Below are 14,656 nucleotides of genomic sequence, written 5' to 3'. Positions count from 1 at the left end.
CGCCGGGCCGCGGAACACGTACACTCTCACCTCGTTGGCCTTCGGCAGCCGTCGCCATGCCGGTGCACACCGGGCACCGGGCTGGATGCGGTACGTTGGGGGACACGCAAAGGGTCGTAGCTCAATTGGTAGAGCACCGGTCTCCAAAACCGGCGGTTGGGGGTTCAAGTCCCTCCGGCCCTGCTACACACACCGCCAGGATGTGTGCGCTTGTACGTACAGCAATGCACCGCCGTGCGGCTCAGAAACCGGGCGCGGCACGGCCACGACCCGGGATCAGGTGAGGACTATGACGGACGCCGTGGGCTCCATCGACACGCCTGATGCCCAGGACGAGGTGCCGGAGTCCAAGAAGAGGGCCCGTAAGGGCGGCAAGCGCGCCAAGAAGGGCCCGCTCAAGCGCCTGGCCACCTTCTACCGCCAGATCATCGCGGAACTCCGCAAGGTCGTCTGGCCGACGCGCAATCAGCTGACCTCGTACACCACCGTGGTGATCTTCTTCGTCGTCATCATGATTGCCCTGGTGACCGTGATTGACTATGGGCTCAACCACGCGGCCAAGTACGTCTTCGGCTGAGCCAAGAGCGAAGGGCGCCGTGGCACCGGCGCCCGTTTTCGCATGTTCCACCCCTATGTATCCAGGAAGAAGCAGCCATCGTGTCTGACCCGAACCTGAACGACGACGCCACCGAGCCCCGCGGGCTGGCTGCCGAGACGGCGGATGACGAGCTCGACATCGTCGAGGGCGCGGACGAGCAGGACGAGTTCGAGGCTGCCGAGGCCGAGGCGGGTGAGCCGGCCGAGGAGGCCGCCCTGCACGCCGAGGCCGCCGAGGACGAGGACGACGAGGCAGACCAGGCCGACGACGAGGTGTCCGGGGACGCCGACGACGCGGAGGCCGCCGACGCCGAGGAGGCCGAGGAGGAGCCGGCCGCTCCGGTCGACCCGGTCGAGGCCCTGCGCGAGGAACTGCGCACCCTGCCCGGCGAGTGGTACGTCATCCACACCTACGCCGGTTACGAGAACCGCGTGAAGACCAACCTGGAGCAGCGCGCCGTCTCGCTGAACGTCGAGGACTACATCTTCCAGGCCGAGGTGCCGCAGGAAGAGGTCGTCCAGATCAAGAACGGCGACCGCAAGACGATCAAGCAGAACAAGCTGCCGGGTTACGTCCTGGTCCGCATGGACCTGACCAACGAGTCCTGGGGCGTCGTCCGCAACACGCCGGGCGTCACCGGCTTCGTCGGCAACGCCTACGACCCGTACCCGCTGACCCTGGACGAGATCGTCAAGATGCTCGCCCCGGAGGCCGAGGAGAAGGCCGCCCGCGAGGCCGCCGAGGCCGAGGGCAAGCCCGCCCCGCAGCGCAAGGTCGAGGTCCAGGTGCTGGACTTCGAGGTCGGCGACTCGGTCACCGTCACGGACGGCCCGTTCGCCACGCTCCAGGCGACCATCAACGAGATCAACCCCGACTCGAAGAAGGTCAAGGGTCTGGTGGAGATCTTCGGCCGCGAGACGCCGGTCGAGCTGTCCTTCGACCAGATCCAGAAGAACTGACGGCACACGTCCCGTAAGCGCCCCCGCCCGTGCACACCGGGCCGGGGCGCTTCCGTCGTACCGGGGCCGCCTGTGCCCGGCACGACGCCGCCGTGAGGGCGGTGGCGGCGCGCGTCCCGTCGTACGCCGTCCGCCTCCCGGCGGCCCGGCCGCGCACCGCGGAGCCGGTCGCGGCCGACCGTGTACGAGCCCCCGCGCAGGCCGTCTGACCTGGACGATTTCTTGTCCCGAGGGGACAGCGGCTATCGTTGGGCGGTATGCCATCTGCTGGATCATGCATCGGCGTGTAATCCGGATGAGGCGGATGGCCATCAACCTCTCAGCAAGGACCCGGAGAGAGCATGCCTCCCAAGAAGAAGAAGGTCACGGGGCTTATCAAGCTCCAGATCCAGGCCGGCGCCGCCAACCCGGCTCCGCCGGTCGGCCCGGCGCTGGGTCAGCACGGCGTCAACATCATGGAGTTCTGCAAGGCCTACAACGCCGCGACCGAGTCGCAGCGCGGTTGGGTCATCCCGGTGGAGATCACGGTCTACGAAGACCGTTCCTTCACCTTCATCACCAAGACGCCGCCGGCCGCGAAGATGATTCTCAAGGCCGCGGGCATCGAGAAGGGCTCGGGCGAGCCGCACAAGACCAAGGTCGCCAAGATCACCGAGGCGCAGGTCCGCGAGATCGCCCAGACCAAGATGGCCGACCTGAACGCGAACGACCTGGACGCCGCGGCGAAGATCATCGCCGGTACCGCGCGTTCCATGGGCGTCACGGTCGAGGGCTGACCCCACCCCAGCAGTCATGCGGCCGTGAGCGGCCGCACGTGGCAGGGCCTGCTCGGCCCCAGGACCACGACTCCTTTCAGAACACACAGGAGCAAGTTGTGAGCAAGCGCAGCAAGGCTCTCCGCGCTGCGGACGCCAAGATCGACCGGGAGAAGCTGTACGCCCCGCTCGAAGCCGTCCGTCTCGCCAAGGAGACCTCCACGACCAAGTTCGACGCCACCGTCGAGGTCGCCTTCCGTCTGGGTGTCGACCCGCGCAAGGCCGACCAGATGGTCCGTGGCACCGTGAACCTTCCGCACGGCACCGGTAAGACCGCCCGGGTCCTGGTCTTCGCGACCGGCGACCGTGCCGAGGCCGCGCGTGCCGCGGGCGCCGACATCGTCGGTGCCGACGAGCTGATCGACGAGGTCGCGAAGGGCCGTCTGGACTTCGACGCCGTCGTCGCCACCCCGGACCTCATGGGCAAGGTCGGCCGCCTCGGCCGCGTCCTCGGCCCGCGTGGTCTGATGCCGAACCCGAAGACCGGCACCGTCACCCCCGACGTGACCAAGGCCGTCACGGACATCAAGGGCGGCAAGATCGAGTTCCGCGTCGACAAGCACTCGAACCTGCACTTCATCATCGGCAAGGCGTCCTTCGGGGACGACAAGCTGGTGGAGAACTACGGCGCCGCGCTGGACGAGATCCTCCGTCTGAAGCCGTCCGCCGCCAAGGGTCGCTACATCAAGAAGGCCGCCATCACCACCACGATGGGCCCCGGCATTCCGGTCGACCCGAACCGCACCCGCAACCTCCTCGTCGAGGAGGACCCGGCCGCCGTCTGAGCCCCGGCTCAGCCTGGTAGCCGCGTCAGGTACGCGTAAAGAGAAGGGCGGGCCCTGGAACCTCCGAGGTTCCGGGCCCGTCCTTTCTCTGTGCGACCTTTCGTACGACTGTCAGTGGCCTGGGTTACGGTGCAGGCACAGGACACGCAATAGGGGTGGGACAGATGAACAGCACGACCATGCGCCGGGCGGCCCTTTCCATCGCGGTGGCGGCCGCGCTGACCGGACTGGCCGCCTGCGGCACCGACTCCGGCAAGGACGGCGACAAGGCGGGCGGCAAGGCGATACACGTCAGCCCCATCGCGGCCCTGCGCTCCGTCGAGAAGTCCACCGACAAGGCCGACTCGGCGAAGGTGCGCTCCACCACCTCCGTCGGCGACCTGATGTCGATGAGCGCGGACGGCGCGCTCAGCTGGAGCGACGGACTCAAGGGCAACCTCACCATCACGTACACCGGCGGGCAGATGGCCGAGCTGATGAAGAAGGCCGGCACCCAGTCGATGGAGACCCGGTATCTGCCGGACGCCTACTACGCCCACATGAGCGACGCGTACGCCCGGCAGACGGGCGGCGGCACGCACTGGATCAGGTACGCGTACGAGGACCTCGCCAAGGTGGGCGGCGCGTCCGGTTCGTACATGAAGGACCAGCTCCAGACCGCCACCCCGAACCAGTCCGTGCGGATGCTGCTGGCCTCCGGTGACGTCAAGAAGGTCGGCGAGGAGACGCTGTCCGGCGTCCACGCCGTGCACTACTCGGGCACGGTGAACGTGGCCGACCTCGCCGGCAAGACCAGCAACCTCAGCGCCGACCAGCTCGCGGCCCTGAAGAAGCAGCTCAGCCAGGCCGGTGTCACCAAGGACACCATCGACATCTGGATCAACGACCAGGACCTGCTGGTCAAGAAGTCCGAGAAGGCCAAGACCGCCAACGGCGTCATGAGCAACACGACGTTCTACAGCGACTACGGCGTGAAGGTCACCGCTCAGGCGCCGCCGGCCGGCGACACCAAGGACTTCGCGGACATGCTGAAGTCCGGCGGCACGGCAACCGGCACCGCCACGGGCACCCCTTCCTGACCCTTCCGGCCACCCGGGGCCCCACCGCACCGGTGCGGGCCCGCTGCCCCCGCTGCCCGCCAGGGGCCGCATAGCCCCCTGGCGGGGCGGTGAGCCTTCCGCATGGCTCGAAAGCCCCCACAACGGCCTCCACGGGGCCTCCTGCGGACAGCAGGGCCCCCGCGACGGCGAGCGACAGGACCATCCGCACGGCGGTTCCTGCCGCCTGGACGTTCCGGCGGCTTCCGCCCGGGGCCGCGCCCAGGACACGACGGCTGCGGGGCGCGCCGCGTGCGGCTGTTGGCTTCCGCCCACAGCGCGACGCCCCCGGCGGGTCCCCGCCCGGGGCACGATGACCCCGGGACGCCTTGCGTACGGCTGGTGGTGCCCGCCCGGCGGGTGACGCCCCTGGCGCGCTCCGCGCGGGGCCGGCGGTTCCCGCCCGGCTGGACTACCGGGCCGGACGTTCCGGTGACTTCCGCCCGTGGCCCGACGGCTGCGGGGTGCCCGGCGCGCGGCTTGCGCCTACAGTGCGACGCCCCCGGCGCTTCCCGCCTGGGGCACGATGACCCCGGGGCGCCCGCCCCGCGCGGTCGGCGGTTCCCGCCCAGCTCGACTACTGGACCGGACGCCCGGGGTCCGACGACCGGGCCGGACGTTCGGCGGCTTCCGCCCGGGGCGTGACGGCTCGGGGGCGCCCCGCGTACGGCTGGCGGTTTCCGCTCACAGTGCGACGCCCCCCGTGGCGTCCCGCCCAGGGCCCGACGGCCGAGCCGGACGTTCGGCGACTTCCGCCCGGGGCGCGACGACTCCGGGGCGCTCCTCGCGCGGCCGGCGCGTCCCGTCCGGCACGCGACGTCCGGCGCGCCCCGCGCGCGGATGGCGGGTTCCGTCCGGGGTCCGACGACAGGAGCCGGACGTTCGGCGGCTTCCGCCCGGGGGCCGACGGCTCCGGGGCGCCCCGCGCGCGGTGCGACGACCCCGCCGTGTCCCGTCCGGGGCCCGGTGATCCCGCCGTGCCCCGTCCACGGCCGGCCCCCTACCGCTCGCGGTCCGGTCGATTTGCTCTGGTGTGCCGTGGTCGCGTAGTGTCCTTCTCGAAGCCAAAGACCGCTGGTCGTTGCCGTGCGCTCGTGTGAGGGTGCGGTGGCCGAAGGATCCGCTGAAAAGTGGGCGACCCGCGCAGGTGACGTGGAAGAACTCCCGGAGTGCGCTCGCCGAGCGTGTGCGTCCCGGTCGAGTCCGCCCCGTGCGCCTGCGCCGGGGCGTTTCGTTTTCCCCAGTCCTCCTTCGGGTCCGCGCGGTCCGAATCACCCGGAAGGAGGCCGAGGCTCTATGGCGAGGCCCGACAAGGCTGCCGCGGTTGCGGAGCTGACGGACAAGTTCCGCAGCTCCAACGCCGCCGTGCTGACCGAGTACCGCGGTCTCACCGTGGCGCAGCTCAAGACGCTGCGCCGGTCGCTCGGTGAGAACGCCCAGTACGCCGTGGTGAAGAACACGCTGACCAAGATTGCGGCCAAGGAGGCCGGGATCACGCTGGAGGACCAGCTCTTCGCTGGCCCGACGGCCGTCGCCTTCGTCACCGGTGACCCGGTGGAGTCGGCGAAGGGTCTGCGTGACTTCGCCAAGGACAACCCCAATCTCATCATCAAGGGCGGTGTCCTTGATGGTAAGGCGCTGTCCGCCGACGAGATCAAGAAGCTCGCGGACCTCGAGTCCCGCGAGGTTCTGCTCAGCAAGCTGGCCGGTGCCTTCAAGGCGAAGCAGTCCCAGGCTGCCTCCGTCTTCCAGGCGCTGCCGTCGAAGCTCGTCCGCACCGTGGACGCGCTGCGCGCCAAGCAGGCCGAGCAGGGCGGTGCCGAGTAATTCGGCTCGCTTTCTGACCCGCGTCACAGGAGCGGGTCGCAGCGGGCCGACGTACGCCCGCCTTATCCAGTACATCCGGCACCTGCCGATTTGAGTGGAAGGACCGCCATCATGGCGAAGCTCACCCAGGACGAGCTGCTTGCCCAGTTCGAGGAGATGACCCTCATCGAGCTCTCCGAGTTCGTGAAGGCCTTCGAGGACAAGTTCGACGTCACCGCCGCCGCTGCCGCGCCGGTCGTCGTCGCCGGTGGTGCCGCTGGTGGCGCCGCCGCCGAGGCCGAGGAGGAGAAGGACGAGTTCGACGTCATCCTCACCGGCGCCGGCGAGAAGAAGATCCAGGTCATCAAGGTCGTGCGTGAGCTGACCTCCCTGGGTCTGAAGGAGGCCAAGGACCTCGTCGACGGCACCCCGAAGCCGGTCCTCGAGAAGGTCAACAAGGAGCAGGCCGAGAAGGCCGCCGAGTCCCTCAAGGCCGCCGGCGCCTCCGTCGAGGTCAAGTAAGACCTTCGCGACCGCACCAGCGGCTCCCGGGGCTGTACGGCCGTAACGCCGTAGCACCGTAGGGCTGTAACGCGAACGCACCGCAGGGCGATCATCCATCCGGGTGGTCGCCCTGCGGCGTTCCCCGGGGCCCGGCCCCGGCTGCCTTGCACCTGTGTTCGTGAGGGGTAAGGTGATCTTCGTCGTGTCCCCGGATGCCCCGGTTCCGGCGAGGAGCCCTTGACGAACCGCACGCAGCGCGCAATTCTCAGGACGCGTCGTCACAAGGATCCGAATCCGAGGCATGGATCGACGGCGAAGAGGGCAGTATCAACGTGCGTTGAGGGCAGGATGCCGAGGGCTTTGACAAGGGCGTTGAGCACAACGAGGGTCTTCGAATACCCGCACTGGACATCAGTGTGCCAAGTGGCTACACTGACCCTTTGCGCTGCCTGTTAGCTGTCCCCTGCCCGTCACCAGGGGTCTGCCCTCACTTGAGCACAGTCGACCGACCCTACTGACCTGGGGTTTCCGTCCCTGTGTAGCAGGAGAGGGACCGGTACGCGCGTAGTGAGTCCGAGCCCTCGGAAGGACCCCCTCTTGGCCGCCTCGCGCACTGCCTCGACCGCGAATACGAACAACGGCGCCAGCACCGCCCCGCTGCGCATTTCCTTTGCAAAGATCAAGGAGCCCCTCGAGGTTCCGAACCTGCTCGCGCTGCAGACCGAGAGCTTCGACTGGCTGCTCGGCAACACCGCCTGGCAGAGTCGGGTCGAGGAGGCTCTGGAGAACGGTCAGGACGTCCCCACCAAGTCCGGTCTGGAGGAGATCTTCGAGGAGATCTCGCCGATCGAGGACTTCTCCGGGTCGATGTCGCTGACGTTCCGGGACCACCGCTTCGAGCCGCCGAAGAACTCCATCGACGAGTGCAAGGAGCGCGACTTCACGTACGCCGCCCCGCTCTTCGTCACCGCCGAGTTCACCAACAACGAGACCGGCGAAATCAAGTCCCAGACCGTCTTCATGGGCGACTTCCCGCTCATGACGAACAAGGGCACCTTCGTCATCAACGGCACCGAGCGTGTCGTGGTGTCGCAGCTGGTCCGTTCCCCCGGTGTCTACTTCGACTCCTCCATCGACAAGACGTCCGACAAGGACATCTTCTCCGCCAAGATCATCCCGTCCCGGGGTGCCTGGCTGGAGATGGAGATCGACAAGCGCGACATGGTCGGTGTCCGCATCGACCGCAAGCGCAAGCAGTCGGTCACCGTGCTGCTGAAGGCGCTCGGCTGGACCACCGAGCAGATCCTCGAGGAGTTCGGCGACTACGAGTCGATGCGCGCCACCCTGGAGAAGGACCACACCCAGGGCCAGGACGACGCGCTCCTCGACATCTACCGCAAGCTGCGCCCGGGCGAGCCCCCCACGCGCGAGGCCGCGCAGACGCTGCTGGAGAACCTCTACTTCAACCCCAAGCGCTACGACCTCGCCAAGGTCGGCCGCTACAAGGTGAACAAGAAGCTGGGTACGGACACCCCGCTGGACGCGGGCATCCTGACCGTCGAGGACATCATCTCGACGATCAAGTACCTGGTGAAGCTGCACGCCGGCGAGACCGAGACCACCGGTGACAACGGCGACACGGTCGTCGTCGAGACCGATGACATCGACCACTTCGGCAACCGCCGCCTGCGCAGCGTCGGCGAGCTCATCCAGAACCAGGTCCGCACGGGTCTGGCCCGGATGGAGCGCGTCGTGCGCGAGCGCATGACCACTCAGGACGTCGAGGCGATCACGCCGCAGACCCTGATCAACATCCGGCCGGTCGTCGCCTCCATCAAGGAGTTCTTCGGCACCAGCCAGCTGTCGCAGTTCATGGACCAGAACAACCCGCTGTCTGGTCTGACGCACAAGCGCCGTCTGTCGGCGCTCGGCCCCGGTGGTCTGTCCCGTGAGCGGGCCGGCTTCGAGGTCCGTGACGTGCACCCCTCGCACTACGGCCGCATGTGCCCGATCGAGACGCCCGAAGGCCCGAACATCGGTCTGATCGGCTCGCTCGCCTCCTACGGCCGGGTCAACGCGTTCGGTTTCGTCGAGACCCCGTACCGCAAGGTCATCGACGGCCAGGTCACCGACGAGGTGGACTACCTGACCGCCGACGAAGAGGACCGCTTCGTCATCGCGCAGGCCAACGCGCCGCTGACCAACGAGCTCCGCTTCGAGGAGAGCCGCGTGCTCGTCCGCCGCCGTGGCGGCGAGGTCGACTACGTCGGCCCCGAGGACGTGGACTACATGGACGTCTCGCCGCGCCAGATGGTGTCGGTCGCGACCGCCATGATCCCCTTCCTCGAGCACGACGACGCCAACCGTGCCCTCATGGGCGCGAACATGATGCGCCAGGCCGTCCCGCTGATTAAGTCGGAGTCCCCGCTCGTCGGCACCGGCATGGAGTACCGCTCCGCCGTCGACGCCGGCGACGTCGTGAAGGCCGAGAAGGCCGGTGTGGTCCAGGAGGTCTCCGCGGACTACATCACCACGGCCAACGACGACGGCACGTACATCACGTACCGCCTGGCCAAGTTCGCCCGCTCCAACCAGGGCACCTCGGTCAACCAGAAGGTCATCGTCAACGAGGGCGACCGCATCGTCGAGGGCCAGGTCCTCGCCGACGGCCCGGCCACCCAGAACGGCGAGATGGCCCTCGGCAAGAACCTGCTCGTGGCGTTCATGCCGTGGGAGGGTCACAACTACGAGGACGCGATCATCCTGTCGCAGCGCCTCGTGCAGGACGACGTCCTCTCCTCGATCCACATCGAGGAGCACGAGGTCGACGCCCGTGACACCAAGCTGGGCCCCGAGGAGATCACCCGGGACATCCCGAACGTCTCCGAGGAGGTCCTCGCCGACCTCGACGAGCGCGGCATCATCCGCATCGGTGCCGACGTCGTCGCCGGCGACATCCTGGTCGGCAAGGTCACGCCCAAGGGCGAGACCGAGCTGACCCCGGAGGAGCGCCTGCTGCGCGCCATCTTCGGCGAGAAGGCCCGTGAGGTCCGCGACACCTCGCTGAAGGTCCCGCACGGCGAGATCGGCAAGGTCATCGGTGTGCGCGTCTTCGACCGCGAGGAGGGCGACGAGCTGCCGCCGGGCGTGAACCAGCTCGTCCGCGTCTACGTCGCGCAGAAGCGCAAGATCACCGACGGTGACAAGCTGGCCGGCCGGCACGGCAACAAGGGTGTCATCTCCAAGATCCTGCCGATCGAGGACATGCCGTTCCTGGAGGACGGCACCCCGGTCGACATCATCCTCAACCCGCTGGGTGTGCCGTCCCGAATGAACCCGGGACAGGTCCTGGAGATCCACCTCGGCTGGCTCGCCAGCCGCGGCTGGGACGTCTCCGGCCTCGCGGAGGAGTGGGCCCAGCGGCTCCAGGTGATCGGCGCCGACAAGGTCGAGCCCGGCACCAACGTCGCCACCCCGGTCTTCGACGGTGCCCGTGAGGACGAGCTGGCGGGTCTGCTCCAGCACACCATCCCGAACCGGGACGGCGAGCGCATGGTGCTCCCGACCGGCAAGGCGCGGCTGTTCGACGGCCGCAGCGGTGAGCCGTTCCCGGACCCGATCTCGGTCGGCTACATGTACATCCTGAAGCTGCACCACCTGGTCGACGACAAGCTGCACGCCCGCTCGACCGGCCCGTACTCGATGATCACGCAGCAGCCCCTGGGCGGTAAGGCCCAGTTCGGCGGCCAGCGGTTCGGCGAGATGGAGGTGTGGGCACTTGAGGCCTACGGAGCCGCGTACGCGCTCCAGGAGCTGCTGACCATCAAGTCCGACGACGTCACCGGCCGCGTGAAGGTCTACGAGGCCATCGTCAAGGGCGAGAACATCCCCGAGCCCGGCATCCCCGAGTCCTTCAAGGTGCTCATCAAGGAGATGCAGTCGCTCTGCCTGAACGTGGAGGTGCTGTCGAGTGACGGTATGTCCATCGAGATGCGCGACACCGACGAGGACGTCTTCCGCGCTGCGGAGGAGCTCGGTATCGACCTGTCCCGGCGCGAGCCGAGCAGCGTCGAAGAGGTCTGACGGGAGTCCGGCGGGGCTCTGACCCATCAGGGCCCCGCCGACCCCCAGGCCCCCGTTTCAGACCACAGACTTAACAAACCCTGAGAGGGATTGACGCATAGTGCTCGACGTCAACTTCTTCGACGAGCTCCGGATCGGTCTGGCTACCGCTGACGACATCCGTCAGTGGAGCCACGGCGAGGTCAAGAAGCCCGAGACCATCAACTACCGCACCCTCAAGCCCGAAAAGGACGGACTCTTCTGCGAGAAGATCTTCGGTCCGACCCGGGACTGGGAGTGCTACTGCGGCAAGTACAAGCGCGTCCGCTTCAAGGGCATCATCTGCGAGCGCTGTGGCGTCGAGGTCACGCGTGCCAAGGTGCGCCGTGAGCGGATGGGCCACATCGAACTGGCCGCGCCCGTCACCCACATCTGGTACTTCAAGGGTGTCCCCTCGCGCCTCGGCTACCTGCTGGACCTGGCGCCGAAGGACCTCGAGAAGGTCATCTACTTCGCGGCGTACATGATCACGTACGTCGACGAGGAGCGCCGCACCCGCGACCTGCCCTCCCTGGAGGCGCACGTCTCGGTCGAGCGCCAGCAGATCGAGAACCGCCGTGACGCCGACCTGGAGGCCCGGGCCAAGAAGCTGGAGGCCGACCTGGCCGAGCTGGAGGCCGAGGGTGCCAAGGCCGACGTGCGCCGCAAGGTGCGCGAGGGCGCCGAGCGTGAGATGAAGCAGCTCCGCGACCGCGCGCAGCGCGAGATCGATCGCCTCGACGAGGTGTGGAGCCGGTTCAAGAACCTCAAGGTCCAGGACCTGGAGGGCGACGAACTGCTCTACCGCGAGCTGCGCGACCGCTTCGGCACGTACTTCGACGGTTCGATGGGTGCCGCGGCGCTGCAGAAGCGCCTGGAGTCCTTCGACCTGGAGGAGGAGGCCGAGCGCCTCCGCGAGATCATCCGCACCGGCAAGGGCCAGAAGAAGACCCGCGCCCTGAAGCGGCTGAAGGTCGTCTCCGCGTTCCTGCAGACCTCCAACAGCCCCAAGGGCATGGTCCTGGACTGCGTCCCGGTCATCCCGCCGGACCTGCGTCCGATGGTGCAGCTGGACGGTGGCCGCTTCGCGACCTCCGACCTGAACGACCTGTACCGCCGTGTCATCAACCGCAACAACCGCCTGAAGCGGCTTCTCGACCTCGGCGCGCCCGAGATCATCGTGAACAACGAGAAGCGCATGCTTCAGGAGGCCGTCGACGCGCTCTTCGACAACGGCCGCCGCGGCCGCCCGGTCACGGGCCCCGGCAACCGTCCGCTGAAGTCGCTGTCCGACATGCTCAAGGGCAAGCAGGGCCGTTTCCGGCAGAACCTGCTCGGCAAGCGAGTCGACTACTCGGCGCGTTCCGTCATCGTCGTCGGCCCGCAGCTGAAGCTGCACCAGTGCGGTCTGCCCAAGGCGATGGCGCTGGAGCTGTTCAAGCCGTTCGTGATGAAGCGCCTGGTCGACCTGAACCACGCGCAGAACATCAAGAGCGCCAAGCGCATGGTGGAGCGCGGCCGCACCGTCGTGTACGACGTCCTCGAAGAGGTCATCGCCGAGCACCCGGTGCTGCTGAACCGTGCTCCCACCCTGCACCGCCTCGGCATCCAGGCCTTCGAGCCGCAGCTGGTCGAGGGCAAGGCCATCCAGATCCACCCGCTCGTCTGCACCGCGTTCAACGCGGACTTCGACGGTGACCAGATGGCCGTGCACCTGCCGCTGTCCGCGGAGGCGCAGGCCGAGGCCCGCATCCTGATGCTGTCCTCGAACAACATCCTCAAGCCGGCCGACGGCCGTCCGGTGACGATGCCGACCCAGGACATGGTCCTCGGTCTGTTCTTCCTCACCACCGACGGCGAGCTGCGTGACACCAAGGGCGAGGGCCGCGCGTTCGGCTCCACGGCCGAGGCGATCATGGCGTTCGACGCCGGCGAGCTGGCGCTGCAGTCGCCGGTCGACATCCGCTTCCCGGTGGGCACCATCCCGCCGCGCGGCTGGACTCCGCCGGCCCGCGAAGAGGGCGAGCCCGAGTGGCAGCAGGGGGACTCGTTCCGCCTGCGCACCACGCTGGGCCGCGCGCTCTTCAACGAGCTGCTGCCCGAGGACTACCCGTTCGTCGACTACTCGGTGGGCAAGAAGCAGCTCTCCGAGATCGTCAACGACCTGGCCGAGCGCTACCCCAAGGTCATCGTGGCGGCGACGCTCGACAACCTGAAGGCGGCCGGCTTCTACTGGGCGACCCGTTCCGGTGTCACCGTGGCCATCTCCGACGTCGTCGTTCCCGAGGCGAAGAAGGAGATCGTCAAGGGCTACGAGGCGCAGGACGAGAAGGTCCAGAAGCAGTACGAGCGCGGTCTGATCACCAAGGAAGAGCGCACGCAGGAACTCATCGCGATCTGGACCAAGGCGACCAACGAGGTCGCCGAGGCGATGAACGCGAACTTCCCCAAGACGAACCCCATCTTCATGATGGTTGACTCGGGTGCCCGAGGAAACATGATGCAGATGCGGCAGATCGCCGGTATGCGTGGTCTGGTGTCGAACGCGAAGAACGAGACCATCCCGCGTCCGATCAAGGCCTCGTTCCGTGAGGGCCTGTCCGTGCTGGAGTACTTCATCTCCACGCACGGTGCCCGTAAGGGTCTGGCGGACACCGCTCTGCGTACGGCCGACTCGGGTTACCTCACCCGTCGTCTGGTCGACGTCTCGCAGGACGTCATCATCCGCGAGGAGGACTGCGGCACCGAGCGCGGTCTGCGGCTGCGGATCGCCGAGCGCGGCGCCGACGGCGTGCTGCGCAAGGCGGAGGACGTCGAGACGTCCGTGTACGCGCGCTGCCTCGCCGAGGACATCGTGGTCGAGGGCCAGGTGCTGGCCCCGGCCGGCACCGACCTGGGCGACGTCCTCATCGAGGAGCTGGTCGGCCGTGGCGTCGAGGAGGTCAAGACCCGCTCGGTCCTGACCTGCGAGTCCGCCGTCGGCACCTGCGCGATGTGCTACGGCCGTTCGCTCGCCACCGGCAAGCTGGTCGACATCGGTGAGGCGGTCGGCATCATCGCCGCCCAGTCCATCGGTGAGCCCGGCACCCAGCTGACGATGCGTACCTTCCACACCGGTGGTGTGGCCGGTGACGACATCACCCAGGGTCTGCCGCGTGTCGTCGAGCTGTTCGAGGCCCGTACGCCCAAGGGTGTCGCCCCGATCTCCGAGGCGAGCGGCCGCGTCCGCATCGAGGAGACCGAGAAGACCAAGAAGATCGTCGTCACGCCGGACGACGGCAGCGACGAGACGGCGTACCCGATCTCCAAGCGTGCCAAGGTCCTGGTCCGCGAGGGCGACCACGTCGAGGTGGGCCAGCAGCTCACCGTGGGTGCTACCAACCCGCACGACGTGCTGCGCATCCTGGGCCAGCGTGCCGTCCAGGTCCACCTGGTCGGCGAGGTCCAGAAGGTCTACAACTCGCAGGGTGTGTCGATCCACGACAAGCACATCGAGATCATCATCCGGCAGATGCTGCGCCGCGTGACGATCATCGAGTCCGGCGACGCCGAGCTGCTGCCCGGCGAGCTGGTCGAGCGCTCCCGCTTCGAGCAGGAGAACCGTCGTGTGGTCCAGGAGGGCGGTCACCCGGCCTCCGGTCGTCCGCAGCTGATGGGTATCACCAAGGCCTCGCTGGCGACGGAATCCTGGCTGTCGGCCGCCTCCTTCCAGGAGACGACCCGAGTCCTGACGGACGCGGCGATCAACGCCAAGTCCGACAGCCTCATCGGCCTCAAGGAGAACGTCATCATCGGTAAGCTCATCCCGGCCGGTACGGGTCTGTCCCGCTACCGCAACATCCGGGTCGAGCCGACCGAGGAGGCCAAGGCCGCGATGTACTCGGCCGTCGGCTACGACGACATCGACTACTCGCCGTTCGGCACCGGCTCCGGCCAGGCCGTCCCGCTGGAGGACTACGACTACGGTCCGTACAACCAGTAAGCGAGCAGT

9 protein-coding genes and 1 tRNA gene are annotated in these 14,656 nt (G+C 68.0%); all 10 read left to right on the top strand.

The features are described from left to right. Positions 1-110: 110 nt before the first annotated feature. The 10 genes from ACZ4SV_RS03655 to ACZ4SV_RS03610 all read left to right on the top strand — a co-directional run bounded on the left by ACZ4SV_RS03655 (position 111) and on the right by ACZ4SV_RS03610 (position 14,647). Positions 111-183, top strand: a tRNA-Trp gene (locus tag ACZ4SV_RS03655). A 106-nt stretch (positions 184-289) separates the two neighbouring features. Then, positions 290-577 carry a preprotein translocase subunit SecE gene (gene secE / locus ACZ4SV_RS03650; RefSeq protein ID WP_365875347.1) on the top strand — a complete coding sequence of 96 codons (288 nt, stop codon included), beginning with the start codon at positions 290-292 and terminating at the stop codon, positions 575-577. A gap of 80 nt (positions 578-657) precedes the next feature. Continuing rightward, complete coding sequence (nusG, locus tag ACZ4SV_RS03645) at positions 658-1,557, top strand: transcription termination/antitermination protein NusG (RefSeq protein ID WP_468001049.1); 900 nt, start codon at positions 658-660, stop codon at positions 1,555-1,557. Between the two features lie 341 nt (positions 1,558-1,898). Beyond that, entirely contained in the window at positions 1,899-2,333 is a 435-nt protein-coding gene (gene rplK / locus ACZ4SV_RS03640; RefSeq protein WP_014674351.1) for a 50S ribosomal protein L11, read from the top strand. 98 nt (positions 2,334-2,431) lie between these two features. Beyond that, complete coding sequence (rplA, locus tag ACZ4SV_RS03635; RefSeq protein ID WP_365875351.1) at positions 2,432-3,157, top strand: 50S ribosomal protein L1; 726 nt, start codon at positions 2,432-2,434, stop codon at positions 3,155-3,157. Between the two features lie 164 nt (positions 3,158-3,321). Beyond that, on the top strand, positions 3,322-4,236 hold the full coding sequence (locus ACZ4SV_RS03630; protein ID WP_468001047.1) for an SCO4651 family lipoprotein: 915 nt from the start codon (positions 3,322-3,324) through the stop codon (positions 4,234-4,236). 1,314 nt (positions 4,237-5,550) lie between these two features. Continuing rightward, positions 5,551-6,081 carry a 50S ribosomal protein L10 gene (gene rplJ, locus ACZ4SV_RS03625; protein WP_365875355.1) on the top strand — a complete coding sequence of 177 codons (531 nt, stop codon included), beginning with the start codon at positions 5,551-5,553 and terminating at the stop codon, positions 6,079-6,081. 111 nt (positions 6,082-6,192) lie between these two features. Next, the gene (gene rplL / locus ACZ4SV_RS03620) at positions 6,193-6,582 is read left to right on the top strand and encodes a 50S ribosomal protein L7/L12 (protein ID WP_365875356.1); all 390 of its coding nucleotides are present in this window, start codon (positions 6,193-6,195) and stop codon (positions 6,580-6,582) included. A gap of 579 nt (positions 6,583-7,161) precedes the next feature. Continuing rightward, the gene (gene rpoB / locus ACZ4SV_RS03615; RefSeq protein WP_365875358.1) at positions 7,162-10,647 is read left to right on the top strand and encodes a DNA-directed RNA polymerase subunit beta; all 3,486 of its coding nucleotides are present in this window, start codon (positions 7,162-7,164) and stop codon (positions 10,645-10,647) included. A 100-nt stretch (positions 10,648-10,747) separates the two neighbouring features. Beyond that, on the top strand, positions 10,748-14,647 hold the full coding sequence (locus ACZ4SV_RS03610; RefSeq protein ID WP_365875360.1) for a DNA-directed RNA polymerase subunit beta': 3,900 nt from the start codon (positions 10,748-10,750) through the stop codon (positions 14,645-14,647). Positions 14,648-14,656 lie beyond the last annotated feature (9 nt).

This window comes from Streptomyces sp. NPDC027672 (assembly GCF_055566335.1).
Note: the sequence above shows the minus strand (reverse complement) of the source record. Positions and strands in the feature narration are given on the sequence as shown.